This window comes from Pedobacter jeongneungensis, assembly GCF_000633455.1.
Classification (GTDB): domain Bacteria; phylum Bacteroidota; class Bacteroidia; order Sphingobacteriales; family Sphingobacteriaceae; genus Pedobacter; species Pedobacter jeongneungensis_A.
Window position 1 is genome coordinate 1 of record NZ_AYMG01000020.1, and the last position, 25740, is coordinate 25740.

General features: G+C 38.7%; 23 protein-coding genes. 7 read left to right on the forward strand and 16 right to left on the reverse strand.

Translation table 11 applies throughout. The features are described 5' to 3' along the window. The coding region (locus U859_RS32240) for a hypothetical protein (RefSeq protein WP_205314419.1) at positions 1–236 on the forward strand (236 nt) is incomplete at its 5' end. Positions 237–305: 69 nt separating this feature from the next. On the opposite strand, the gene U859_RS0118550 is transcribed toward U859_RS32240, so the two are convergent. Continuing rightward, positions 306–1169 carry a dienelactone hydrolase family protein gene (locus tag U859_RS0118550; RefSeq protein ID WP_025144822.1) on the reverse strand — a complete coding sequence of 288 codons (864 nt, stop codon included), beginning with the start codon at positions 1167–1169 and terminating at the stop codon, positions 306–308. Between the two features lie 61 nt (positions 1170–1230). Continuing rightward, the gene (locus tag U859_RS0118555; protein WP_025144823.1) at positions 1231–2235 is read right to left on the reverse strand and encodes a phosphotransferase; all 1005 of its coding nucleotides are present in this window, start codon (positions 2233–2235) and stop codon (positions 1231–1233) included. Between the two features lie 110 nt (positions 2236–2345). Between U859_RS0118555 and U859_RS0118560 the strand changes: the two genes are divergently transcribed. Then, entirely contained in the window at positions 2346–2939 is a 594-nt protein-coding gene (locus tag U859_RS0118560) for a 2OG-Fe(II) oxygenase (RefSeq protein WP_025144824.1), read from the forward strand. Here the strand turns inward: U859_RS0118560 and U859_RS0118565 are convergent. The 3 genes from U859_RS0118565 to U859_RS32045 are packed head-to-tail and all read right to left on the reverse strand — an operon-like array spanning position 2925 to position 4828. After that, positions 2925–3668 (reverse strand): LytR/AlgR family response regulator transcription factor, encoded by a 744-nt coding sequence (locus U859_RS0118565; protein ID WP_025144825.1) that lies wholly within the window; start codon positions 3666–3668, stop codon positions 2925–2927. The two genes, U859_RS0118560 and U859_RS0118565, sit on opposite strands and share 15 nt — an antisense overlap. After that, positions 3665–4507, reverse strand: coding sequence for a sensor histidine kinase (locus U859_RS0118570; RefSeq protein WP_025144826.1), 843 nt, complete (start codon positions 4505–4507; stop codon positions 3665–3667). The genes U859_RS0118565 and U859_RS0118570 overlap by 4 nt, the downstream gene beginning before the upstream one ends. A gap of 39 nt (positions 4508–4546) precedes the next feature. Beyond that, entirely contained in the window at positions 4547–4828 is a 282-nt protein-coding gene (locus U859_RS32045) for a hypothetical protein (RefSeq protein WP_162799990.1), read from the reverse strand. Positions 4829–5514: 686 nt separating this feature from the next. Here U859_RS32045 and U859_RS0118580 point away from each other — a divergent pair. Together U859_RS0118580 and U859_RS0118585 are read left to right on the forward strand one after the other, a co-directional pair. Continuing rightward, positions 5515–6414 (forward strand): ABC transporter ATP-binding protein, encoded by a 900-nt coding sequence (locus tag U859_RS0118580; RefSeq protein WP_025144828.1) that lies wholly within the window; start codon positions 5515–5517, stop codon positions 6412–6414. After that, positions 6411–9929, forward strand: coding sequence for a M1 family aminopeptidase (locus U859_RS0118585; protein ID WP_025144829.1), 3519 nt, complete (start codon positions 6411–6413; stop codon positions 9927–9929). The genes U859_RS0118580 and U859_RS0118585 overlap by 4 nt, the downstream gene beginning before the upstream one ends. Before the next feature lie 205 nt (positions 9930–10134). Here U859_RS0118585 and U859_RS0118590 read toward each other — a convergent pair whose 3' ends face one another. The 7 genes from U859_RS0118590 to U859_RS0118620 form a co-directional block, all read right to left on the reverse strand. Then, positions 10135–11076 (reverse strand): helix-turn-helix domain-containing protein, encoded by a 942-nt coding sequence (locus U859_RS0118590; RefSeq protein ID WP_051584731.1) that lies wholly within the window; start codon positions 11074–11076, stop codon positions 10135–10137. A 23-nt stretch (positions 11077–11099) separates the two neighbouring features. Then, positions 11100–12200 (reverse strand): efflux RND transporter periplasmic adaptor subunit, encoded by a 1101-nt coding sequence (locus tag U859_RS0118595; protein ID WP_025144830.1) that lies wholly within the window; start codon positions 12198–12200, stop codon positions 11100–11102. A gap of 14 nt (positions 12201–12214) precedes the next feature. Further along, positions 12215–15499 (reverse strand): efflux RND transporter permease subunit, encoded by a 3285-nt coding sequence (locus U859_RS0118600; protein ID WP_025144831.1) that lies wholly within the window; start codon positions 15497–15499, stop codon positions 12215–12217. Positions 15500–15512: 13 nt separating this feature from the next. Then, positions 15513–16901, reverse strand: coding sequence for a TolC family protein (locus U859_RS0118605; protein ID WP_025144832.1), 1389 nt, complete (start codon positions 16899–16901; stop codon positions 15513–15515). 322 nt (positions 16902–17223) lie between these two features. Then, entirely contained in the window at positions 17224–17643 is a 420-nt protein-coding gene (locus U859_RS0118610; protein WP_025144833.1) for an SRPBCC family protein, read from the reverse strand. 210 nt (positions 17644–17853) lie between these two features. Then, the gene (locus U859_RS0118615) at positions 17854–18375 is read right to left on the reverse strand and encodes a hypothetical protein (protein WP_025144834.1); all 522 of its coding nucleotides are present in this window, start codon (positions 18373–18375) and stop codon (positions 17854–17856) included. 144 nt (positions 18376–18519) lie between these two features. Next, positions 18520–19713 carry an SGNH/GDSL hydrolase family protein gene (locus tag U859_RS0118620; RefSeq protein ID WP_025144835.1) on the reverse strand — a complete coding sequence of 398 codons (1194 nt, stop codon included), beginning with the start codon at positions 19711–19713 and terminating at the stop codon, positions 18520–18522. A gap of 602 nt (positions 19714–20315) precedes the next feature. Here U859_RS0118620 and U859_RS0118630 point away from each other — a divergent pair. Next, on the forward strand, positions 20316–20861 hold the full coding sequence (locus U859_RS0118630; protein ID WP_115684167.1) for a peroxiredoxin: 546 nt from the start codon (positions 20316–20318) through the stop codon (positions 20859–20861). Between the two features lie 371 nt (positions 20862–21232). Here U859_RS0118630 and U859_RS0118635 read toward each other — a convergent pair whose 3' ends face one another. Continuing rightward, entirely contained in the window at positions 21233–22324 is a 1092-nt protein-coding gene (locus U859_RS0118635) for an AI-2E family transporter (RefSeq protein WP_025144838.1), read from the reverse strand. A gap of 185 nt (positions 22325–22509) precedes the next feature. On the opposite strand from U859_RS0118635, the gene U859_RS0118640 reads away from it, so the two are divergent. Further along, positions 22510–23328, forward strand: coding sequence for an alpha/beta hydrolase (locus U859_RS0118640; protein ID WP_025144839.1), 819 nt, complete (start codon positions 22510–22512; stop codon positions 23326–23328). Here U859_RS0118640 and U859_RS0118645 read toward each other — a convergent pair. After that, positions 23325–23687, reverse strand: a complete 363-nt coding sequence (locus U859_RS0118645; RefSeq protein WP_025144840.1) for a PleD family two-component system response regulator — start codon at positions 23685–23687, stop codon at positions 23325–23327. The two genes, U859_RS0118640 and U859_RS0118645, sit on opposite strands and share 4 nt — an antisense overlap. 308 nt (positions 23688–23995) lie before the next feature. Between U859_RS0118645 and U859_RS0118650 the strand changes: the two genes are divergently transcribed. After that, the gene (locus tag U859_RS0118650; protein WP_025144841.1) at positions 23996–24250 is read left to right on the forward strand and encodes a hypothetical protein; all 255 of its coding nucleotides are present in this window, start codon (positions 23996–23998) and stop codon (positions 24248–24250) included. Positions 24251–24313: 63 nt separating this feature from the next. Here the strand turns inward: U859_RS0118650 and msrB are convergent, their stop codons facing one another. Both msrB and U859_RS0118660 read right to left on the reverse strand, forming a co-directional pair. Then, positions 24314–24823 carry a peptide-methionine (R)-S-oxide reductase MsrB gene (msrB, locus tag U859_RS0118655; RefSeq protein ID WP_025144842.1) on the reverse strand — a complete coding sequence of 170 codons (510 nt, stop codon included), beginning with the start codon at positions 24821–24823 and terminating at the stop codon, positions 24314–24316. A 205-nt stretch (positions 24824–25028) separates the two neighbouring features. Further along, entirely contained in the window at positions 25029–25733 is a 705-nt protein-coding gene (locus U859_RS0118660) for a FadR/GntR family transcriptional regulator (RefSeq protein WP_025144843.1), read from the reverse strand. Between the last annotated feature and the right edge of the window lie 7 nt (positions 25734–25740).

Below are 25740 nucleotides of genomic sequence, written 5' to 3' on the forward strand. Positions count from 1 at the left end.
GTCATTTCGACTGTAGCGTGCAGATTTTTCATCGGCAGCGAAATGGAGAAATCTTTGAACCTGGTTTAGTAGCATTTTTAAAAGATTTCTCGACTTTGCTGCGCTGCGCTCGAAATGACGAAACTAGTGTAAACTCCACTCGAAGAAGAATTAATAGAGCGATCGTCATTTCGACTGTAGCATGCCGATTTTTCATCGGCAGCAGAATGGAGAAATCTTTGAACCGGGTTTATTAGCATTTTTAACAGATTTCTCGACTTCGCTGCGCTCCGCTCGAAATGACGGAACAGTGCTGGTTTGACTTACTACCTCGTTAACACCGCCAATTTATGCTTAAACAATTCAATTGTTCTGCCCCAGGCTAATTTTGCAGCAGTTTCATTATACCTGGTAGGAGAGGTATTGTTATTAAACGCATGGTTTACGCCATCGTAGATGTAAATTTTATAATCGATCTTGTTTTCCTTTAAAGCCTGCTCGTACGCTGGTATTCCGGCGTTAATCCGTTCATCCAAACCGCCATAATGTAGCATTACACTGGCTTTAATTTTTAGCACATCGGCAGCATTAGGTTGTGCACCATAATAAGCAACCGCGGCTTGTAGTTTCGGGTCGTTAACAGCCAGTTTATTGGCCATTCCACCGCCCCAGCAAAAACCTACACAACCTACTTTTCCGTTCCCATCTTTACGATTGCGTAGATAATCCAACCCTTTTAAATAATTCTGCAGGTTTTTCTCAGGATCCAATTTGCCGATCAGTTCGCGACCTTTATCTTCATCGGCAGGCGTTCCGCCAAGGGGCGAAAGTGCATCAACACCCAGTGCAATAAAACCTTCGGCAGCAACGCGTTTGGTTACATCAATAATATGCGGATTTAATCCACGGTTTTCATGGATAACCAATACACTGCCCAAATTCTTTTTGCCTTTTGGTTTTGCAATTACTGCTTTTATTTCGCCATCAGCACCCGGATAGGTAATGTTTTCAACCTCAATATCCTCACTGCTAAAATCGGCCGCTGCCGCATAATTGTTTTCGAGCATGGGTAAAATGGTCATGGCCAATGCTGTGCTGCCAGCCAATACAGCCAGCTTTTTCACAAAATCTTTTCTACCGATCTGGCTATGGGTGTACTCATCGTACAGGTTGATTATTTTCTGGTCCATCTTATTGATTTTGATTTAATTACAAGATAAAAAAGGGTGTTGAGATTTAACCTAGCGTTACCTAAAAGTTACAATACAGTTCTTCCCATTTTTTAATTAGCTCAACACGGTGTTTGGTATATCGGGGTGTTAAAAAAGCATTCGACCAGTCATCGTAATTATCGTAAAAGAATTTAAGGAAGAAAATATGAAAGGTAATACCCAGATAAGGAATGGCCTTTAATTCATCATCGGTTAATGGTCTTACTTTCTGGTAAGCCTTTAAAAAAGTATCAAAGTCCTTTTCTGCCTGCTCTTTAGTGATCAGGTTATTGAGCTGGTGGAAGAAATAATGATTCAGGAAAGTCATTAAATCATTAATCAGGTAACCTTCACCTGCAAAATCGAAATCGAAAAAAGTAATTTTTCCCCTTTCATCAAAGTGGAAGTTTTTCGGAAAGAAATCGTAATGGCAATAACCATAACTGAATTTAGAGGTGTCAAAATCTTCGAACTTCTTAACTACTTTATCTGCGATATTAGTCAGGTATTCGAATTCCTCTTGCATTTCAGCAAAATGAGGTTTTAAATCTCGCAAAGGTTCAAATAAGGTGGTTTCTAAGTTGAATACCGGTCTTGGATGGTTCAGTTTTATTAATGAGGTGGTTTGATGCAATTTGGCGATATCATGTCCTAACTGATTAAGGTGATGATCCTCGAGGTCTAAAATCACTTTCCCTTCGGCATAAGAAAACAATATGCCATTTCTTAAGCCCTCAATGGCATTAAACTGTTGGATCTGTTTTCCTTCCACATCAGCTATCGGATAAGAAACTGAATTTCCATTTGCTTTTAAAATGTTGAGCAATTCTACCTCGCCCTCAATTTCGTTCCGTTTTCGGTGTGCATCGCGGTAAATCTTGAAAATGTATTTCTGGCTGTCGTTTTCGAGAATATAGGTATCACTTACGTTTCTAATGAGTAATCGGCAAGTTGTAGATGGATCTAACTGGTAAGCTTCAATTAAATGAGTTTTTAAAGCAGCGGCTGATAAGGTAGAGTATTGTGCTGGGAAAATGTTCTGCATGATGTTGGCTTTGGCGTTTTCAAATATAAATTTTCAAAACGACATCTTAGCCGTTAATTAAGACTATCTTACTCATCTTAGGCACGTTGTTTTAGGATTAACTTAATCTGTTGGAAAAAAAATTTGATTGCCTGATCGATAGTTTTATCGAAGATAAAGTTGGGATTGCAGAGGATTTTTTAAGTGTCTCTTTAGCTGCTCACCTTAAAGATAACCTGATTGCTTTATTTGAAAATAAAAAACTCTTAAATGCGGGGGTGGGGAATGATATGGTTATTAATCAGGATAAACTGATCAGGAGCGATGTGATTTATTGGTTAGACAGAAAGCATGAGGATGAGTATGAAAATGATTTTTTTGATCTGATGGACGAATTTGTGATTTATTTGAACCGTACCTGTTATACGGGGATTACAGGTTACGAATTTCACTATACCCTTTACGAACCGGGTACTTTTTATAAAAAGCATATCGATCAGTTCCAAAACAATGGAAGCAGGCAATATTCAATGATTATGTATTTAAATGTCGGTTGGAAAGTGGAAGATGGCGGAGAGTTGCGCATTTATCATGCTAATGAAACGCAGAATATCCCACCCAATAACGGCAAAAGCGTTTTCTTTAAAAGTTCTGATCTGGCACACGAGGTGCTGCTCACCAATACAAAGCGGATGAGCATTACGGGTTGGTTAAAAATCGGCTAATGGCTGATCTTCAATATTGAGGAGTTGTTTAATAATGCCTTTAAAGTTTTTACCAATAGGTACCTCCTGACCGTTTTTAAGCACAATAGTATTGCCCTCAAGATAATCGACGTATTTTTTATTGAGGATAAAAGATTTGTGGATCCGGATAAAATCGGATGACAGCTGTTCTTCAAAACTGCTCAATGTTCTTGGCGTGAGCAAAAATTCCAGGTCCTTCCAAACTTTTACATAATTACCCAGGCTCTCCAAAAACTGTATTTCTTCAATTTTGATCAAAATATGCTTTTTATCTACTTTGAGTGAAATCTGTGCTTCGTTTTTGGATATTGTTTTCTCGATATCGGCAGTGCCTAAGTTTTGTTTTTTAAGCTGGTAAAGTTCCATTGCACGGTTAACCGCTTTCAAAAAACGATCGAGCCTGAATGGTTTTAAAAGGTAATCGCAAACAGCCAGGTCGAAACTTTCTAGCGCATATTCTTCATATGCAGAAGTGATGATTACAATTGGTTTATGCTGTAATGTTCTCAAAAAATCAAGTCCATTTAATTTCGGCATTCTGATATCAAGGAAGATCAGGTCCACCTGTTGTTTGCTCAAAAAATCTAATGCTTCTGTAGCACGATAACAATGTCCCGCTATAGTAAGAAAAGGGATATCTTTTGCATATTCGGTTATTACGCCATGTGCGAGTGGTTCATCATCTACAATTAAGCAACGTAAGCTCATGCCAGTTGGAGTTTAAGTTCTGCTTTAAAGATATTACCAATTGTGGTGATATGCAATGTGAAATGGTTAGGATAGAGTAATTCGAGCCTTTTTCTCAAATTATCGAGGCCGATTCCTTTAGTTTTATTTACTTCTTCGGGATCAAATGAGTTTTCGCAGGTGAAAGTGATTGTAGTATCATTGCTTACTAATAAAAGCTTCAATATAGCAGTATCTTCGGCAGGTTCTATACCATGTTTAAAAGCATTTTCAATAAAAACAATGAGCAGGAGTGGTGCGATATCAATCTGATCGTTACCAACCTGTTGATCAAACTCAAAATGCAGGGTTTTCCGTAAACGGATCTGTTGCAATTGGATGTAATCTTCAATATAATCCAGCTCCTGCGAAAGTTTAACCGTTTTTTCTTGTCCTTTGTAAATGGTATAACGCATCAGATCAGATAACTGTAGAATACTTTCTGGTGTTTTCTCCGATTTTTGGAGACTTAATGCATACAGGTTATTCAGCGTATTGAAGAAAAAATGCGGATTAAGCTGTTGCCTTAATAAATCAAGTTCATTTTGTGATTTTTCTTTTTCCAGTGCTAAAATTCTATTGTTCTGTTTTCCCCATTGCAAAGCTAAAACCACAGGCAAACTGATGAGCATAATGGCAAAAGCGCCGAAAGCATTTTCGAGCTCGAATGGATTTTGTACGAATATGCTCCGTCCGAACACCGTATTAATAGGGAGTGAAATTAACAATTGTGCCAATAATGGATAAAGGATGGCAATGGTGGCAGAAAGTGTTAAGAGGTATATTAACAATCCTTTTTCTTTCAGGATTTTAGATGCCAAAAACCGGCTGTTGATGAAGAAAAGCAGGTATCCGCAAAGCTACATGATCAGGAATTGTGAAAAGAAAGCCAGAAAAGTGCCAAAATTGTGAAGCAGCATTTTAGCATCAAACTCAAAACCTACCAGTCGGAACCCTTTTCTTTGATAAATGGGATTTTCTAAACTCGAAACTGCCATAACCGAAATGGTTGCCGCTAATAATATAATGGTAATGAGTACCGCATTCTCCAGGCCGATTTTCTTGATCCATTTAATGTGCTGTACTTTTTTCTGGTAATATTGATTGGCAATTAACATCAGTTCTAGCGTAATTGCTGCCAAAGCTGTTGAAATAAAAACAGTATGGTCAAGCTTCGCAATTTGCAGGTAGAATGCAACATCAGTAAAAAGCGGAAGCAGGATGAAGAAGCAAGTACACCAGTGGGCAATGTATCGATTTCGAATGAGTATGTTTTTTAGTCTGACTTTAAGAAAAGAAAAAACTAGTACAGGGAGCAAACAAAAGCCCAAAGCCAAAATGCAGCTGGCATAGTTAAGCCAAATTTTGCTGGTTAAGTTGTAAGTATTAAATATAGCTATCCACAACAAAAGGCCAAGAAATATGAAAAAGTCTTGGTACTTATAATTGTAGTTGAAATTTTTTGTACTGGGCATTTTGTTAAATAGGATATATTATTTAAAAGATGTCATCCTGAGTGGAGTTGAAGGACAATCTTTTTTAATTGATTTAATTGTGTGGGGCTTCGACTCCGTCGCCGTAGTCTGTGTCCCCACAGACCACTTTTTCCCATCGCCATGGTTCGTGTCTCCACGAACCATTTTTATTGTTTTAAAATTAAGAAACTTTGCAGGTTGCTTAAAATATAGATGATGAAAGGCCTGTTTTTCATGACGAAAGGAATATCAGGTTATTTTTTCCTTTCATCATCATTTCAGCTTCCTTCGTCACTTAAATTTAACAGATCGGTTTAGCCTGTATAATTTGCGTCCATCTTATATTAGAAAATATGGCACGGCTTAAAATACAGCAACTTACAAAATCTTATCAAAATGGTGTAAAGGCCCTTGATGATATTACGTTGAACATCACCAACGGCATGTTTGGTTTATTGGGCCCAAATGGAGCGGGTAAATCATCGCTCATGCGCACACTCGCTACTTTGCAAATGCCGGATGCGGGACAGATCCATTTTGATGGAAATGATGTACTGCAAAATCCTCAGAAAATGCGGAATAAGTTGGGTTATTTACCACAGGACTTTGGTGTTTATCCTAAAGTTTCAGCTTTTGATCTCTTAAGCCACCTGGCGGTTTTAAAAGGTCTGCAAAATAAGAACGAGAGAAAAGAGCAGGTGCTTTCACTCTTGCAACAAACCAATTTATTTGAAGTAAGGAAAAGATCAGTCAGCACTTTTTCCGGCGGCATGAGGCAGCGATTTGGCATTGCACAGGCACTATTGGGCAATCCACAGCTCATCATTGTCGATGAGCCTACTGCTGGCCTTGATCCGCAGGAGCGTAACCGTTTCCATGATCTTTTAAATGAAATAGGAGAAGATCGGGTAGTAATCTTATCTACCCATATTGTAGAGGATGTGAATGATCTTTGCCCCGAAATGGCAGTGATGGCCAGTGGTAAGCTGATTTTACAAGGCAAACCTGCTGAATTAACCCAAAACTTAAACGGGAAAATCTGGCGGAAGGTAATCGATAAGGTAGATTTAACTTCATATTCGTCTGCATTTAATGTGATCTCTACTAAAATTATTTCAGGTAAATTACATGTATTTGTACTCGCAGATCATATCCCTGCCACTGGTTTCGAAACTGTATACCCTGGTTTGGAAGATGTTTACTTCTCTTCATTATTTAGTTCGATTAATCAAAATGTGGAGGAAAAGTCATGATACTAGATTTACTAAAGTTTGAATTGAAATATCATTTCGGGCAGATTTCTTTCAAAGTGGCAGCGCTTTTGTTTTTTGTACTGGGCTTTTTTTGCGTAGTACAAGGTGGTTTTGGTTCAGAAGAAGTGCATAAGAATTCACCTTACGTAATTACCAATATTATAGCCTTGCTTTCGCTTTTCTCCATTTTTTCGGGAACATTATTTAGTGCTAATGTAGTATTGAGAGATGCGATGTACAGGATGGAAGCTGTTATTTTTACAACCTCAGTTAAAAAAACGCCTTATTTTTCTGTGAGGCTTATAGGCTTACTTATTGCAGTTTTCAGCCTATTTGTACTCGTTACCTTAGGTATTTATACAGGAACCTTTTTTATTGATGCTGATCGTTTAGGACCGTTTCATATTACTTATTTCTTACAGCCACTCCTAATCTTTGCACTGCCAAATGTATTGTTCTCGGCCGGAATTCTATTTTGTACCGCTATATTAACCAAAAGTGTTAGAACGATTTACGTAGCGGGCGTGTTGATCTATATTTTATACATGCTGGCTTCGATATTCGGAAATTCTCCCTTGCTGGCCACTTCCACAATGAAAGCAAGTAGCCCGGATATTTTGCCTTTATTGCTTGATCCTTTTGCCCTTGCTTCGTTTTTTGGAGAAACCAGAACCTGGACGGATGTGCAACGCAATCAGCAATTATTCTCTTTACAGGGTGCGTTTTTGTTTAACAGGTTGCTGTGGATTGGGATAACCGCTTTAATTACATTTGTCACTTACCGGTTATTCCATTTTCGGTTGGAACACCAGCGTCGGGTAAAGTTAAAAACGGTTAAATCAGAACATGTTGATTTTATTCCATATCGTGTATTTAGGGTTTGGCCGAATGGTTTCCGGTATGATTTCAATACCTTCAAAGCCCGGTTTAAATTTGAAATGATATTTCTCTTTAAGAATATCCCCATTATGGTGATGCTTTTACTCTGGGTGTTTTTGTATGGTGTAGAATTAAAAGATCAATTGTTCAGTGGGGTTTACGGTATCCATAGTTGTCCCGCAACCGGTATTATTATCGAAGAAATGCGTTCGATGAAATTCGGACTGATCCTGATTTTATTTTATGCTGCAGAAACCATGAGCAGGGAAAAATCGGTAAATATTCACTCGTTAATTTATAGCACTCCTGTACAAAATTCAGCATTATGGATGGCCAAGACTTTGAGTCTTTTTACATTGGTTTTTATCCTCGTTACGTTAAATATTGTTATCGGTATTCTTTTACAGGTTAGCCACGGTTATTTCCACATCGAATTGCCTTTGTATTTAACATTATACTATTACAGTGCCTTCCCGATGTTGCTTTTTGTAGTGCTCATTATTTTTATTCAGAATTTAAGCACGAATAAATACCTCGGCATGGTATTAAGTATGGTTGTTGTTTTTCTGATTTCTTATGCGGAAAGGTTTGGGGTCTCGCATTATCTCTTCCGCTTTGCAACCGTTCCAGATCTGCTTCACTCTTATTTCAACGGTTTTGGTTATTACGCCAATGCATTTAATTGGTATATGCTGTATTGGACTGCCTTTGCTGCAATTATTGCTGTTTTAACTATTGGAATGTGGCAGCGCAGTATCGAAGTAAAGGTTCTTGAAAGATTTAGGTTAATTGCTAAAAGCCTGAAGCAGTATAAATGGATTGTTGCTTTTGCATTGTTGACCTGGGTTTCCTGCGGCACCTTTATTTACCATCAAACCAATATTATCGGAAAGTATCAAAATAAAGAAGCACAATTAGCATGGAGACTGGGTTACGAAAAGAGATATAAATCAATGGCAGCTTTGCCACAACCGATAATAAAATCGGTTAAAACCATTGTCGATCTGTATCCAGGTGAAGGCCAATATACCGTTAAAGGTACTTATCTGTTAAAAAATGAAACAACTTTACCCATTTCTAAAATATGGATTTCAGTCAACCCCGCTGTAAACTCATTTTCAGTTGACGTAGCTGGAGGTGACAAAAGCGAAATAGATGAGCGCTATAATCAGCAGTTTATTACACTGAAAACTTCCTTGAAACCGAACGAGGAACTAAAAATGAATTTTTCCTTTGAAATTATCCGCTCTGGATTTACCACTTTTGATAGTGAAAATTCTATCGTTAAAAATGGAACTTATATCGAACTGGAAAAATTTGTTCCCCAATTGGGTTATAGCTATAATTTTGAAAGCGATGATAAACAAGAACGAAAAAAAGCAGGCTTAGCTGAAATTGCCAATAAACCAGATTATGGAAATACTTACGAACTGATTGATTTAGAAACCATCATTTCAACTGAAGCAGATCAAAGGGTAATCACAGTTGGCGAATTAGAAAAAGAATGGACGGCCAGTAACCGTAGATATTTTAAATACAAAACGGCTCAACCGATAAATTTCATGTTTGCCTTAAGCAGTGCAAAATATGCGTTTAAAAAAGAAAAGTATGGGGAAATAGATTTGAGTATTTATTATCAACCCGGGCAAGAATATAACCTGAAAAGCATGTTTAAGGGTGTTAAGGATGCTATAGATTATGGCTGTAAAAAATTTGCGAAATATCCGCTTAAGCACTTAACCATCGCCGAAATTCCACAATATAAAGGTGCGGCAACAGCTTATCCGGGTGTGGTTTTTAGCGCCGAGAACATTAATTTTCTTGGTAATTATAGCCAGAACGGCACTATTGATCAAAGTTACGCCATTGCCGCACACGAAACGGCTCACCAGTGGTGGGCAAATATATTGGCTCCTGTTGATGGGGAGGGTTACGCCATGCTTACCGAGTCGCTTGCTAAATACACTGAAAATGTGCTGATTGAAAAAACGTTTGGTAAAATGTATTTGCGGAAATACCTCGCTTATGATAATAACCTCTATTTTTTAAACCGGAACAACAGCGAAAAAGAATTGCCACTGGCCAAAACTTTAGATCAGTCTTATGTGCATTACCAAAAGGGTGGATTGATGATGTATGCGGTGAAAGAAATGATAGGGGAGCAGCAATTTAATGCGGTATTGCATCAGTTTATTGTTGAACACGAAAATCCAAAACCGAAGGCCAAAGCCGCTGACTTAGTTAATGCACTTTTAAATCAGGCTTCGTCTGAACAAAAGAAATTTATAAACGATTGTTTTAATGACGTGGTGACTTACAATCTGGGGATCAAATTACTTAGGTACACTGCCTTGAAGAACGGGAAATATAAAATTGATGTAGTGGTTTCTGCAGATAGATTTAGCGATGGTGCTAAACAAAAGCCTGATCTGGAATTAGATTTAGCCTGTTTCGATGAATTGGAAAGTGATTGGGATGCTAATACAAAACCTGCTTATTTTAAGAAATACCACATCAGCCAGAATAAGACTAAATTTTCTATTGTGGTCGATCGTAAACCTAAAACGTTAGCCATTGATCCTTATGGGTATTTATTGGATGCTGATGGAAGTGATCATGTTGTGGATGTGAAATAAAAGTATTTCATATTAAATTAGATTTAGTTTGTCATGTTGAGCTTGTCGAAACACCTATAAAAGTCCTTCGACAGGCTCAGGATGACATTTATCTTAATAGATTACAAGAAATCCATTCTAATTGTAGCGTCTCACTACGAATGCGATTATTTTTATAGGGTCTTAGCGAGACGCTAAGACCAGATTGCGTCTAAATTATGATTACTCAATTTGCCCTAAACCCCTTTGGGGTGCACTGCGTCTGGCGTTTAAAAAATATATTAAAGTTAGCCGGATATTCAAAACCCAGACAGTATGCAATCTGTGCAATATTCCATTCGGTGTGCTTTAATAATGCTACCGCTTCAGTCGCTATTCTTCTTGAAATATGCTCTGAAGTGGTTTTTCCCGTTACTTCTTTTACAGCGTGGTTGAGGTGATTTACATGTACCAGTAACCTGCAGGCAAAGTCGTGGGCTGTTTTTAATTCTAAAATGTGTTCAGTAGAACCAATAGGGAATTGCCTTTCCAACAGTTCGAGAAACAATGCGGTTAAACGCGCCGATGCATTGTTCTGTTTAAATAAAATATCCTGTGGTTTTACCTTTAATGCTTCGTGAACGATCAGTTGCACATAATTCCTTAACAGATCGTATTTATGGATATAATCGCCATCCATTTCTTTCATCATTTTGCAAAAGATATCCCTTAAGGTTACTTCCTGATCCTCATCAATATGAATTACCGGACTATCGTTTATGCGCCACAATAACGAATCGCGAAGGGTTTCGTTGCGGTTATGTATAAAATTCTCGGTAAATAGACAGAAAAAACCTGCAGGCTTAGGCGAAGTACTTTCCCAGGAATATGGAATATTCGGGTTGGTAAACAATAGCGCCCTACCTTTAATTTCTATGTCAGCATCGGCATAATGCAAAATTCCATTGCCAATAATCAGCGAAATTTTATAAAAATCCCTGCGGCTAAAAGCAGAGGGGATGTTGGTGCAAACCACGCTTCTGTTAAAAACATTAAAATGCCCAATATCATTAATCATCCCTAAGCTTGGCGTAGGGATCTCTGGCCTTGTAATTTTCAGCCTATTATAAAAATCCTCTAAAGTTTCCTTTTTTTGAAGCGTAGAAAGCTCTTGGTTTTTTGATAACATAATTAATCCTTAGTAACGTAAAGTTATGGTTTAATCACCATTCCTTCATGCATTTCCTCCGTAGGTTCTGCCACTAATTTGTCACCTTCTGCCAACTCTCCGAAAACTTCAACTTTATCTTCAGTTTCCCTGCCTTTTTTTACAGCTACTTTAACAGCTTTGTTATCAGCTACTTTTAATACAAATAATCCTTCGCTGGTATCTAATAATGCTTTTTTAGAGATGATGAAAGTACTGGCATTGGCCGGAAGCGGGATATTCAGTTCGGCTACCATACCTGGCAATAAAATTTTTGAAGCGTTTGGAACATCCATTTCCACGCGTTCTGAACGTAAGCGAACATCTAAAGCGCCCGATAAACGTTTGGCTTTTGCTTTAAAAGTTTGATTAGGCAATGATTTAACAGTGAAACTGATTTCGTCGCCAGCTTTTAAATAGCCGGTGTAAACCTCTGGAATGGAAACGGCCAAGCGAAGGTTTTTTTGATCCTGCAGCGTAAATAAAGGCAGATCAGAACCTTTTCCTGTTGGACCAACATAAGCACCTAAATTTACATTTCTGGCAGAGATAATCCCGCTGAACGGTGCCCTGATGGTTAAATAATCCTGAACCGAACCTACTTCTTTATAAGCAGCTTTTGCAGCTTCGAGTTGTGCCAGATCGGAGTTCTTTTTGGCCATCGCCTGGTCAAGGTCGTTGGTAGAAATGGTGCCGGGGGTTTTACTGGTTTCGTATAAACGGTTATAATTGGCTTTGCTGGCGGTGTAAATCGCTTCCTGTGCTTTAATCCTAGATTGTGTTGCAGCCAGTTGCGAAGTCATTTCCGGTGCTTCCAAAGTCATTAATAACTGGCCTTTGCTCACTTCTGATCCAATATCAACTTTTAACGATTTAACAAAACTGCTTACTTTAGCATATAAATCAACTTGTTGATAGGCAATTAGTTCGCCTGGCAAGTTGAGTTGGGTTGATAACTTTTCTTTTTTAAGATCAAAGGTTGCTATGGCTGCTTCTTTTTCTTTTTTTGCCGGAGCTTTTGATTCTGTATGCCCACAGCCATATATAGCCGTTAGCATTAAAAAACCGGTACTTAATAATCCTGTTGAAAATATCTTTGTATTCATTTGTGATGATGATTTTATTCGTTTTCTTCTAAACCTTTAATGTAGTGGATGCTATCTGTATCTTCCGGATCAAGCGACATCGAGTTGGTCGTCTGTTTTCCCTGAACCCATGCAAATACCAATGGCAATATAATCAATACAGCGAATGTGGAAGCCAATAAACCTCCAATTACTGCCCTACCCAGTGGCGAAACAGCCCCGCCACCTTCGCCATGACCGATGGCCATTGGTAACATACCTGCAATCATGGCAATACTGGTCATAATAATCGGGCGTAAACGTAAAGCCGCTGCCTCACGTGCCGATTCGAGTGCATTGCCATTGTGCTTCCTCAATTGTTCTGCATTGGTAATGAGTAACACCGCATTGGCTATAGATACCCCAACGGACATGATAATCCCCATATACGATTGAAGGTTTAAGGTTGATCCAGTTAGGGTTAATAATAATAAAGATCCCAGAATTACTGCAGGCACCGTTGCTAAAATAACCAATGGAACTTTAAACGACTGGAAGTTTGCGGCCAGCATCAGGAATATTACCACAATGGCAACTAATAATCCCGATTGCAAACTATCTAAGGTATCACCTAATACTTTGCTCATTCCGATTGCGGTAACATTTAATCCCCTTGGTAATTCGCCCAGATCTTTAATTGCTTTTTGCATATCTTTTGATGCAGTTCCCAAATCGGTATGGTAAAGGTTTGCAGTTACCGATAGGAAAGGCATAGCCCCAATGTTATCATTTTCACCGGCGGTAGTATCTGGGGTGATTTTTGCCACGTCGCTCAGTACAGGCCGTGCAGAATTTTTTAATAAAGGAATTTCTCCGATATCATCTTTACTGGTCATCTGGTTAAGTGGTACCTGAACCTGCACATTGTATGGCAAAGCTGCTTTTTCATCCAGCCAGATATTTTTATCAGTATAACGCGATGATGAGGTGGAAGCAATCAACGATCTCGAAATATCAGCCATATCTACACCAATTTGCGCAGCGCGGGTTCTGTCGATATCAATGTTCAAAGATGGATATTTAATGGGCTGGGCAATCTGAACGTCCCTCATATAGGGGATTTCTTTTAATTCAGCCAGTATTTTATTGGCGTATTTTTCGTTCAGTTTTTTGTTTTTACCAGCAATGCGGATCTCAACCGGGGTAGGAGATCCCTGGCTCAATACTTTATCTGTTAATTCTATAGGCTCGAAAGAAAGTTTAACATCAGGCAAAAGGTTTTTGATTTTTTCCCTGAACTGATCCTTGAAATCGTCCATATCTTCTTCAAAATCTTTTAAACTTACCTGAAAAACAGCTTCATGCGGACCGGCCATGAATTGGTAGATCGGATTTACCGAAAACTGTGCCGGGTGCTGACCAACATAAACGGAAGAAATGCCTACATGCTCTTCGCCAACCATTTTTTTCAATTCTGCCAAAACAACATTTGCTTTTTCTTCGGTACGCTCTAAACGTGTTCCATCAGGAGCGCGTAAACGCAACTGGAATTGGCTTGAATTTACCCTTGGTAAAACATCACGGCCAATGTTGACCAATAACAGGGCTGCAGAGCCAATAATTACCACCAGATAAATTAGTACGACAGATTTTTTGTAAGGGAGTATGCGGTCTAGAAAACGCATAAAACGGTTTCTGAATTTATCAAAAAAGCCAATTTTGCCATCTCCGCTAAAATCTTCCCGTTCAACCAGAACCCTTTTTTGGTTGAGGGTATCTTTTTCCGATTCGAGTGTAATTCCGGTTGCTTTAAAATCTGCCTCATCCTGTGTAATGCCGGGATGGTGTTCAGCTCCTTTTTTAGGATGCGCCACCATCAGCCAGTTGGCCATAATCGGCACAAAAGTTTGCGATAATAAAAACGATACCACCATCGAAAAGCCGATTGCGAGTGCCAATGGTAAAAATAATGCACCCGGAATACCAGTCATGGTAAAAGCAGGGGCAAATACGGCAAGGATACAGAACAGGATCAGCAATTTCGGGAAAGCGATTTCCTTACAGGCATCCCAGATCGCCAGGGCCTTGGGTTTCCCCATATCAAAATGCTGGTGGATGTTTTCTATCGTTACAGTCGATTCATCCACCAAAATACCGATGGCCAGAGCCAATCCGCTCAAAGTCATGATGTTGATCGTTTGTCCAAATAGTTTCAGGAACAAAACGCCTGCAATAATAGAAGTTGGAATGGTGAGGATTACAATCAAGGCTGCGCGTTTATCACCAAGGAAAAGTAAAACCATTAATCCTGTTAATATGGCACCAATAGCACCTTCACTGATTAAACTTTTTACCGCATTAATTACATAAACAGACTGGTCAAACTCGTAAGAAAGTTTAACATCTTCTGGTAATGAACTTTGGATATTCGGCAGGTTTTTCTTTAAATTTTTCACCACATCCCAGGTAGAAGCATCTCCTGATTTGGCGATACTTAAATACACCGAGCGTTTACCGTTGATTAAAGCATAACCTGCAACCAAATCGGCCCCATCTTTAACCGTAGCCACGTCGCGGAGCTGTAAATTCTGTACACTGCCTTTAAACAAAGGAATGTTTTCAAAATCCTTTACTTTTTTAATGGTGTAATTGGTTGGCGTAAGGTAGTTTTTATCACCAATCCTCACGTTTCCTGAAGGTGCAGTCTGGTTATTTAACCTGATGGCTTCCACTACCTGATCTACCGTTAAATTGTGCGAGCGGAGTAAAGATGGATTTACGTTAATTTCTATCGTTCTGGGGCTACCACCAAAAGGTGCCGGAGAGAGCAAACCCGGGATAGCAGAGAAACTTGGGCGAACATAGGTATTGGCCAGATCCTGCAATTCGTTGTTGGTGCGTATCGGGCTGCTCAATACCAATTGACCAACCGGTAGCGAAGAAGCATCGAAACGAATGACGAATGGAGGTTGCGAGCCCGGCGGGAAAATGGCCTGTGCCCTGGTAGACAGCGCACTGAGCTCGGCCGCGGCCTGGGCCATGTTGGTGCCCTCGTAATAGGTTAATTTCATCAGCATTAAACCCTGTATGTTTTTGGTTTCGATACTTTTGATACCGTTTGCAAAAAGCAGGATGTTAACGTATTGTTTACCAAAATAAGCCTCCATCTGATCGGGAGTATAACCGCCAAAAGGGTGGGCAATATAAATTACCGGAAGGTTCATCTGCGGCAGGATATCAACCTTGATCTGGTTGATGGCCCCTATACCGAAAAAGAACAGTCCAGCTACTAAAACTAAGATGGATATGGGTTTGCGGAGTGCGAAACGTATTAAATTCATTTATATAGCCAGATTAAAATTCGTTGATAAATATATCGTAATTGCCAAGAGCGGCCGATTTTAACAGTAAAGCCTGCCAAACATTGGTAAAGGCAATATCCCGATCCGTTTCAGCCCTGTTTAGCGTGAAAAGCGCCTGGGTAAGATCAACCAGCGTAGTCAATCCGTTTTTGTAAAGGGTGTTTTTTTGTAAATAGGCATCAGATGCGGCTTTTACCTGGATAGGTGCTTCCCTATAATTGGCCAATGCATTGTTCAGTTTGGTTTCGGCAAGTGCCAGTTGCGCCCTTAATTGCTGATCGACCAGATTGTATTCTTCTTTTAAACCCTGGCTAATGTATTCTTGTGCACGTACTTGCGGACGGTTTTTTAATAAAGTGGATAAATTCCAGGTCATTCCTATGCCAATCAAATAGTTTCCACGGGTGGGATTGATACCATCCGCATAACTGGTAGAATATGCACTTTGATCTAAGGCATAACCTGAGCTAAATCCCGATCCCCGTCCCTGCATTACGCCAAAGAAAGTAAAGGTTGGATAGTAGAGTTTTTTGAAATAGTTAACCTGCTGATCACTTACATCAACCCGGTTTTGATAAAACTTTAAAAGCGGATGTGAACTTTTAACCGCGGTATCTTGCAGCAGATTGCCTGGGATACGGGTGATAGAAGCCGTATCCAAATCGTAGGAAGTAGCCGTTAAGCCCATTAAAACCCCTAAACGGTTAGCTTGTTCCTGCTCTAAATCTTTTGCCTTTGTTAAGGCAATTTTTGCATTCGAAACTTCTGCTTTTGCAAATGAAGAATCTACCCCTGCAATTAATCCGTTTTTAGCCCTGATGATGGCTGTATTTTGAAAAGTGACAGCACGGTCGAGATTTTTCTGCTGAGACCTGGTTAACCTTTGAGCAGCCAATAAGTTTAAATATGCGCCTGAAACGCGGATTTCCTGCTGGAATTTTTCCTGTTCCAGATCATTTTTATCCCTCTGGTAAGCCGCATTGGCCACTTTTATGCGGTCTCTGATTCTTCCGAAAGTGAAGAAATCCCAGTTTACATTAGCTAAATACAAACCGCCAAATGCAGCATTCCAGTTTTGTTTGTCTAAAGATGGACCGGATGAAGCTGTTCCTAAACCTCCTAAGCCATATTGCGGACCATTTTGTCCGTTAATGGTTCCATAATCCTGTTGAGCACTTAAACTGAAATTTGGCAGGTACTCTCTTTTGGCCTGTTGTACGGAAGATTTTGAGGCATTTGCATAATTATCTTTTGCCTTAATGGTGCCGTAATTGGTAATTGCAGTGTTAACAGCTTGTTTAAGGCTGAGTGTTTGGGCACTAACACCGATGGAATTGATAAATAATAATAGCGGGAAATAAAATAAAGATGTACGAGACATAGTGTATAATTTACACGGCAAATGTAAATTATGGCGGCAATATCAAAGTATTCAGTTCAAATCAAAAATTATGCGAATCAAATAATAATCGAAATGTTACTTAATGACCAATGAAAACACCCTTTGAACCAATTTTTAGTGGTAATTTTTGATACATGTATTAAAATAAGACAAAAGGATTACAAAGCTAAGCTACTTCAAATTAAAAAACTCGTCATTGCGAGGAAGCTTTTTCAGCTGACGAAGCAATCTTACAACATTCGCTACAGCGTGCGCATTAAGATTGCTTCGTCGTTCCTCCTCGCAATGACGAGTTTTCTATTTACCCCTCTTCTGTATATTTTTTGAAATTATCCAGAATAGCCTGCCATCCGCCACGCTGCATTTCGATCGGATTGGTAGATTCCGGATCAAAAGTTTCAATTACCCTGGTCTGTTCGCTTAAAGGCTCGAAAATGATGCTTACTTTTCTGCCGTCTTCTAAACTGTATTCAATTTTTTTATTGGTATCAACTGTGGTATAAGTTCCGCCAAAATCAAAGCTCATGCTGCCATCTTTTGCGGCCATGGTGCTTTTAAATTTACCACCAACTTTTAAATCGTTTTCCGAATAAGGGGTATGCCAGTCCGGAGAAGCAAAACTCCATTTGGTAATGTGATCCGGATTGTTCCAGAATTCCCAAACTTTTTCTACTGGTGCATTTACTGTTGTTTCTACTGTGATTGCTGTGGTGTTTTCCATTTTCTTAGTTGTTTTAAATTGTATGGTAAAGTTATACGAACTTTTACAGCCCCGAAAGTGTAAATGCGACAAAAGTGGGGGTGAAATACCACTATTGCTATCTAACTTTTTAATTAACCACAGCTAAAAAGGATAAACACAGATGGAAATATTCGCATTTATTTTAATGCCAGCACTTTTTTAAACCGAAAGATAAAATGTTTGCTTCTTTTAGTGTACTTCAGTATAAATAAAGGTTACCGTATCTTTTGATGCCAGTCCACTCATATTGCCACCCGTGTAAACTACTTTGTAACTCGATCCTTTTTTCAGGTCGTAGGCTTTAAGCAGATCTGCATTTGCAACGAGGCTGTCTCCGGCATTTACTTTCGAATAACTAGATGCAGGTGGCGGCATTACCCTTTTTGCCATTGCACCCTTGTACTGTGCTTCTTCTCCTTTTTCATCGGTGATGCTTAAATAACTGCTCATTAAGGGTTCAAACGGTGTATGCCAGATACAGAAACTTTTAACAGTATCGCTGTTATTGTATACCACAAACCTTAACAATAATGGATCGCCGGGAGCAACATTACCATTAATTTTTATTTTGGCTTCAAGCGAATCGTTTTTACTTGATGTAGTGGATTGTGCTGTGCTTTCGCTCTTGCTGCTTGCTGTATTTCTTGTGGCTTCGCTACAGGCTGAAAATAAAACCAGAAGTGCAGGGATAATTAATTTGATGTTTTTCATGAACTGTTTTTGTTATATAAGCAAATAAGGAGGGATATTGTTTGCTTTAAACTAAATCGATTAAGTATGATAATATAAGTTAATTGATTCACATCTTACAAGGCTGCGGTTCAATCGGTCTGGATTAGAAATCCAGACCAATAGTTAATTACTATTTACCAGGAAATAAGCAATGCGGCAGGTATATCCTGTAGATTTTGGATGATGATATTCGCTGGTGCGTACGCTCAGTTTGTGTTCGCCACCACCTAACTGGTCGCCCAATAATAAATACCAGGGTAAATGCAAACTTGCGCTCCATTGGGTATACAGATCGATTGTTTTTTCTTCTCCGCCATCAATCCGGTAATGCAGCATACCTGCATCAGGACCTGATAAAATGGCAATACCCACAGCATTGCCCTTAAAAACTAAGTCGAAGCCACTGTTTCGCGTACTGCTTTCCAGTACAGGTATATTTACAAAACCAGGTCTGGTTTCTAAACCATCGCTTGGTTTCCAGTTTTTGTTGATGCTAAAAGTATTGAGGTTTTCTGCAGAGTTAACATTTATATATTGACCTTTGGTATAGGCAAATTTATCGATGATTTTAGGCAGGCCAGCATTTGCTTTTCTATTGGTGTTTTTCTGATTTTCTTCCAGATAAGTTTTAATTGTATTAAAATAAAGCTGCTGACCAAAAGGTGCCGGATGGAGATCTTTAAAATCGGTAGCCCAGGTAAATTCTTTATTGGCAATACGTTTATCCACCTCTAAAGCCAGATTAATAAATGGCAAATGGTAATATTCGGCTAAATCGCTGTGTACTTTTACCTCAACTGGTGTTTTACCCTTGTCGAAATCATTGTTCTTATCTTCATCGGCAAAAGCCATCAATACGATATTGGTTTTCTGATTCTTGCTTAGCGTATGCCTGATAATACCCTCTAAAGCCCGGCGTTGTGTTTGTTCGGCGGTTTTGTTTACATGATCATTAACGGCCGATTCTACAAATAATAAATCTATTTTCCCACTGTCGAGTACATCACGCTGCAAGCGGAAAGCATGTGGCAAACTGCCCAATGATGGGATGCCCGCATTAATGAACTTAAATTTGGTTTGCGGATAAGTTTTAGTCAAATAATTGCACACTAGTCCACGCCAGCCTTCCATATTAGTGATCGATCCACCTAAAAATGCGACCGTTAAAGGTTCGCTTTTTTCGAGTTTTTCGGCAAAAGTGGTACTATAGCCATTAAAAGTAATAAATGAGGCAGATTGAAGTTTGTTTTGGGCAAAACTTTTAGAAATTAGTGCTGTTACCAGTAATGTGAAGCACAGAAAAGAGGTTAGTTTCATATTGATCAGAATAAACCAAAAGTAGTAAAATTAACTTTGATCGGTACAGCTGGTAATAATTTTGGTTTTACTATGTAATTGTCCGTGGATTATCTGTATTTGGTTATCACCCTGATGGATAATTTATTGTATAATAATCGATAAAAATGGCGTATTCAGTTAATTATTTTCTGCCATCTGCTTAGTCTTGCCTCGGCTCGCCGCCGCCGAAGGGCTCTTTCTTTTTGGCATCAAAAAGAAACAAAAAATGCCGGCTGAAAATTTTTCTTTCAAAGCCAGTAGGGTGACAGTGGCAGTGGAGCCCGAAAAATTTGTTAGGCCGGATTTAAGTAGAACGGAGATGTGGTGCTTTGGCTTAGCTGGAAGGGAAATGCATAGTTCATCAAATTGCTCATTAATAAATAATTACAAAATAACGTCATGGTAGCGGAGTCGAAGGGTAATTAGTGGTATTAAAGGATTAGTAGAGCGGTTTAGTGCTGTAATCAAAATAAATAATTGATAGGGGAGCTTCAAATAAAAAACTTCAAACCATTAAAATTATTATTTTTTCATCCATTTGATTAGCTTAAACGTATGTAGGGATAAATCCTTAAATAAAAATGATGAAAACAAATATCGTAGCAGCTATGGTAGTTCTTTTAGGCCTGATCGGAATAGGAACTCATGCGCAGGAATCGAAACCTAAAGGTAAAAACCCACAGCTGGAAGTTGGGAGCAAAATCCCCGATTTTACCCTTAAAGATGATAATGGAAAAGATTTTAAAGTGAGTAACTACATTGGAAAGAAAAAGCTGGTGATCTATTTTTATCCAAAAGATGAAAGCAGTGTTTGTACCAAAGAGGCCTGCGCATTTAGAGATAGTTACGAGGAGTTTAAATCAACCGATGCGATGATTATCGGCATAAATTCTGGTACGGTGCAAAGCCATGCTGATTTTAAGAAACACCATAATCTGCCTTTTACACTATTGAGCGACCCAGATAATAAAGTTTTAAAAATGTTTGGCGTTAAAGACGTGATGTTTTTAACCGGAAGAGAAACTTTTTTGATAGATCTGGATGGGAAAGTGGTGTTTAAATTTAAAGGAATGTTAAAAGGAGATGAGCATGCCAGCAGCGTTTTGGCTTTCCTGAAAAAGAAGTAATTTTTTCCGATTAATTTGAAGCCCGTCACTTTTGGCGGGCTTTTCTTTTTCTGAATTTTTTAATGATAAATGGGAGAGCAATTTGGTACTGCTATCATTGTTTCTCCCCGCTTTCCGTTTTGCTTCGCGCCCACTTCATCCGATAGCTATCGGATCAGGCTAGGTGGCCCAGCCTGTCATACGATTATAGGTTGGGTGTTTAAGCATGAGTGAGATGTTTTTTGGGCGAATTATATATTTATGCAGCAACCTTTATTCAATAAACCCGGTAGTAGCGGTTCCGGTTCTTCATCGGAATTAGCGAATAACGGGACTACAGTTACCGAAGTACTACTAAACACTCATTTCCAAAAAATAGAAAGAATATGAAATTAGCTCGTTGCCAATTTTTTCTTTCTCCTAAACCTTTTCATCTGTCCCATGTGTTCTGTGGGTATATTATCGCCCAGCAATTTACCCCAGGGTTTAAGGCCATCTATCCGGTCGAAAATGATTTTCAATACCGCAATAAAAGGGATGGATAGGAACATACCCGGTATGCCCCAAAGTGCAGCACCCATTAATACAATTACGATAGAAATTAAGGCGTTAATCTGCACCTTGCTCGAAACAATACGCGGTACAAGGATGTTATTGTCGATAAACTGGATTAAAGCGTATGCTGCTATAATTAATAATTGAGTCGTAAAGCCATCTTTGGTTAGGGTGGCCATTAATACCGGCAATGCAATGGCAATAATACCTCCAATATAAGGGAGCAGGTTTAATATGGCACCGATAACGCCAATTAGAATTGCATTTTGTACACCGAGAATTAATAAGGCAGCAGAGTTCATTACCGCCACGATAGAGGTTTCGATCAATAAACCAATGATATAACTTTGGATGGCCGCTTTCGTTTCGCCCAGAATCTCTGCAACTTTTTGTTTGTTTTCTTCTGAAAATACTTCGTAAATGAAATTAAGGATCAGCGTTTTATATAACAAAATTAAAAAGGTATATACCGGAATCAGGAAAACCACACTTAAAACACCCATCAAACCACTAAGTGTTTGACCGATCAGGGCTTTACTGCCATTTGCGGCATCATTAACCATTTGCATCTGCTTTTGTGTAGAAATACCAAAGGTGCCTTGTAACCAGCTTCTGATCTGTTCGAGCAACTGCGATAATTTCTGTTTAATGCTATCCAGGTCATCAAAAAAGTGGGCAACCTGTGAAGATAAAAAATAAAGTATTGCTACCACAACCAGTAAGCCAATGAGCATGGAAAGGATGATACTTAATATTTTCGGCATTTTTCTTTCGAAACGGTTGGTAAGCGGATTGAGCAAAATGGCAATTAAGGCAGCAAATGCTAATGGTACCAGGATGTCTCTCAATACGCTCATCATAAATACGATAATTACCAATCCTAAAAGGATTACAGGCGCTTTGATGTAAAATGGGTAGGTTTTATTCATGTTTTGTAGGTTCATCCGTTCAACAACCATAATGTAACAAAATTGTTTTAAAGTTTTAACATCTTTTAAGAGCGCTTGGTAAGGCCTGTATGATGTTTTTTATTTTACTCCATTGAAATGGCAAAAAATGAAGAGTTATTTTATAAATTTAGCATCATATTGCCACACTATATTTTAATTTACCAATGAAGAACCGATTTTTAATTACCCTCTGTTTATTTTTATTTACAAAGATCGTTTATGCTGCCGAAGTAGATACTGCTTTAACCTTTAGTAAATCGATGAAAAAAAACATTAAAGCAGTGGTAATTAAACCCGATAGTTATAAAACAGGAAAAACTTTTCCGGTAATGTATCTGCTTCATGGTGCTGGAGGCAGCTATGCCGAATGGGTTAAAAAAGTACCGGAAATCAAAAACCTGGCAGACCAGTACCAGTTCATTATCGTATGCCCTGATGGGAATGTAACCAGCTGGTATTTTGATAGTCCGGTAGATCCCGAATGGAAGTACGAAACCTATGTTGCCAAAGAACTGGTGGCCTATATAGATGAACATTATAAAACCATTGCGGAGAAAAGGGGAAGGGCCATAACAGGTTTAAGTATGGGTGGACATGGAGCACTTTATTTAGCTTTTAAACATCAGGATGTTTATGGCGCTGCAGGCAGTATGAGCGGCGGGGTGGATATTAAACCTTTTCCGAATGGGTGGAATATTCCGAAAAGATTAGGGCCTGAGGATGAATTTCCTGAGCGCTGGAAACAGCACAGTGTAATTGATCTGATATATCTGATTAAACCTAAATCGCTGGCTATTACCATTGATTGTGGCACAGAAGACTTTTTCTATAAAGTTAATATGCGTTTGCATGATGAGCTGTTATATAATAATATTCCTCACGATTTTACGACAAGACCTGGCGTACACAATTGGGAATATTGGGCAAACGCTATCAAATTTCAGAGTGTGTTTATGAATAATTTCTTTGGACAAAAACCTTAAGCCACCAGTTGGGCGCCCACCTTATTGATCAGGTTATTGATATCGAATGGTTTGGCAATAAAATCATTTGGGTGACAAGTGTGATTGTTCATGTCGCCAAGGGTATGACTGGCTGAGATCATAATCACGGGGATATGATCAGTCGATTTATCTTTTTTGAGCAGGTTACAAAGGTCTCGGCCATCTAGAACACCCAACATTACGTCGAGTAAAATTAAATCTGGTTTAAAATCTGTAATTCGTTGATTCAGTTTACTGGCATCCCATAGTCCATTTACCTGGTACCCTTCTAAACCTAAAATCAGTTCTATAACTTCTAATATCTCCTTATTATCATCAACCACCAATATCTTTTTCATTTCCTTATCCTCTAATTTAGATTAACATATTGTAAATAAATACGTTCTGTATAATTAACAAAGGCATTAACTAAAAGTTTCAGTATTTTAATAATCGTTCACAACCAGATGATTTGAATGCCCTGCGGGCACTATTTAAATCATATCAGCCTGTTGTCGTTAGAATTATACATGTTGAATTTAAATTAATACATGATTTCAGTCTAAAAATTAACTTTTAGATTACATGAAAAATAAATCGTTACCATATTTTTGACCGTTCTCGAAATGTTATTCATAAAACAGGAAACGAAGATTTAAAACCAAAAATGAAATACTTAGTCAAAGAAATCAGTGAAGGAAACTGCGATATCACTTTATTGCCGGAAAACCTGAATGACAGAAATCTTTTAGCCGAAACTACAAAAAGCGTTCAGCAGAATTATCAGGAAACTATCCAGGCGCATTACGAACATGCATTGAAAAATGAAGTTCATGGAAATGCTGCATTTGTTTCCCTAAACAATGAGGAAAGCAATTATCCGAAAAGAGTAAATGTAAATTACCAGATTATCCTAAGCTAAATAGGTGTTTTTTCTGGGCAAGGCTTTCTTTATGGCAAAGAAAGCCTTTTTTGTTTTATGCCATTACTGTGCGAAACCATCAGGTTCGAAATCGAGCGCTATCGAATTCATGCAATAACGTTTATGTGTTGGAGCAGGCCCATCATCGAAAATATGTCCCAGGTGCGAATTACAGCGTCCACATTCTACTTCTATGCGTTCCATGCCTAAACTGTTATCTTCTTTGTAAATGGTGCTTCCCTTGCGGATCGTTTCGAAAAAGCTTGGCCAGCCGCATTCGCTGGCAAACTTAGCGTCCGATTTAAATAAGGCATTGCCACAAACGGCGCAATAATAGGTTCCTTTTTGGTTGGCGTTCCATAATTTTCCTGTAAATGCCCTTTCCGTATTTGCTTCGCGCGCAACTGCATATAAAGCCGGCGATAAAATCTTTTTCCATTCCGAATTTTTAACATTTAGTTTTTTGGTATCTGTTCGGGAGTAATATGGATTTTTTATCAGTGTTTTACTTTCCTGACTGTTGGCATTAAAACCAAAACTTAACAGGAATGATAGTGCAATTAATATTTTCATTGTATGTGTTTTTATATGTAAATAAACGAATAACAAGTCCAAATGGATTTAGTTGTTTGAGAGTCCGGAGTCTTTAGTCTGAAGTCAATTATTCTTAAAAAATTTTTTCGAACAATAACCGATGAGCAATGATCAGTTACCAATAGCCAATGAACCATTGTCTAATAAACCACTGAACCAGTGGCTAATGAACTATTGAACCAACCTATTCTTCTGCAAACAAACGGTTAAAATGATTTTCCAGGTGGTTTCTCATCGCATTGCGGAAAAGTTCAGGTGATCCGTTTTCCAAAATATCAACCAGGCCTTTGTGGGATACAAATTTATGCAGCTGTCCCTGTTTTTTAAGCAGGCCGCTATTGTGCACAAAATCAAATATCGGCAATAGCATGCTCTGGAATTTTCTTAGGGTTTCATTTCCCGTAATATCGTAGAGTTTTCCATGGAAAGCAATCTCGTGTTCGATATTAAAAAGGTGATCCTGCGAAGCTTCGGGTTCATTGTTAACAATGGTCCTCAGTTCTTTAAGGTCCTCATCTGTAATGCGCTGAAAAAGAAAATCGGCCATTCCGATTTCGAGCACCAACCTGATCTCAAAAATTTCTTTGAGGGTTCCCTGATCTAAAATATGTGGATTCATACTTTTAGAAAGGATGCCAAATAAATCTGGACTGGTGATTACTGCTCCTTTTTTCTTTTTCGATTCGATTAACCCCATCATCCGTAATCTCAACATGGCCTCACGTACAACGGTTCTGCTTACGCCAAGGGCTGCACACAGTTCAAGCTCGGTAGGGATGCTGTCTCCAACCTTCAGCTTCCGCTCCTGTAAAAGCTGAACAAGCTTATCTTCTACACGATCTACCAACGAACTGGTATCCACTTGTTTAAAATTACTGATGCTTTCCATTATTATG

Coding starts and splice junctions, on each gene's coding strand:
- U859_RS0118550 (WP_025144822.1), bottom strand. CDS start 1,169: ATGGACCAGAAAATAATCAACCTGTACGATGAGTACACCCATAGCCAG.
- U859_RS0118555 (WP_025144823.1), bottom strand. CDS start 2,235: ATGCAGAACATTTTCCCAGCACAATACTCTACCTTATCAGCCGCTGCT.
- U859_RS0118565 (WP_025144825.1), bottom strand. CDS start 3,668: ATGAGCTTACGTTGCTTAATTGTAGATGATGAACCACTCGCACATGGC.
- U859_RS0118580 (WP_025144828.1), top strand. CDS start 5,515: ATGGCACGGCTTAAAATACAGCAACTTACAAAATCTTATCAAAATGGT.
- U859_RS0118585 (WP_025144829.1), top strand. CDS start 6,411: ATGATACTAGATTTACTAAAGTTTGAATTGAAATATCATTTCGGGCAG.
- U859_RS0118590 (WP_051584731.1), bottom strand. CDS start 11,076: ATGTTATCAAAAAACCAAGAGCTTTCTACGCTTCAAAAAAAGGAAACT.
- U859_RS0118595 (WP_025144830.1), bottom strand. CDS start 12,200: ATGAATACAAAGATATTTTCAACAGGATTATTAAGTACCGGTTTTTTA.
- U859_RS0118600 (WP_025144831.1), bottom strand. CDS start 15,499: ATGAATTTAATACGTTTCGCACTCCGCAAACCCATATCCATCTTAGTT.
- U859_RS0118605 (WP_025144832.1), bottom strand. CDS start 16,901: ATGTCTCGTACATCTTTATTTTATTTCCCGCTATTATTATTTATCAAT.
- U859_RS0118610 (WP_025144833.1), bottom strand. CDS start 17,643: ATGGAAAACACCACAGCAATCACAGTAGAAACAACAGTAAATGCACCA.
- U859_RS0118615 (WP_025144834.1), bottom strand. CDS start 18,375: ATGAAAAACATCAAATTAATTATCCCTGCACTTCTGGTTTTATTTTCA.
- U859_RS0118620 (WP_025144835.1), bottom strand. CDS start 19,713: ATGAAACTAACCTCTTTTCTGTGCTTCACATTACTGGTAACAGCACTA.
- U859_RS0118630 (WP_115684167.1), top strand. CDS start 20,316: ATGATGAAAACAAATATCGTAGCAGCTATGGTAGTTCTTTTAGGCCTG.
- U859_RS0118635 (WP_025144838.1), bottom strand. CDS start 22,324: ATGAATAAAACCTACCCATTTTACATCAAAGCGCCTGTAATCCTTTTA.
- U859_RS0118640 (WP_025144839.1), top strand. CDS start 22,510: ATGAAGAACCGATTTTTAATTACCCTCTGTTTATTTTTATTTACAAAG.
- U859_RS0118645 (WP_025144840.1), bottom strand. CDS start 23,687: ATGAAAAAGATATTGGTGGTTGATGATAATAAGGAGATATTAGAAGTT.
- U859_RS0118650 (WP_025144841.1), top strand. CDS start 23,996: ATGAAATACTTAGTCAAAGAAATCAGTGAAGGAAACTGCGATATCACT.
- msrB (WP_025144842.1), bottom strand. CDS start 24,823: ATGAAAATATTAATTGCACTATCATTCCTGTTAAGTTTTGGTTTTAAT.
- U859_RS0118660 (WP_025144843.1), bottom strand. CDS start 25,733: ATGGAAAGCATCAGTAATTTTAAACAAGTGGATACCAGTTCGTTGGTA.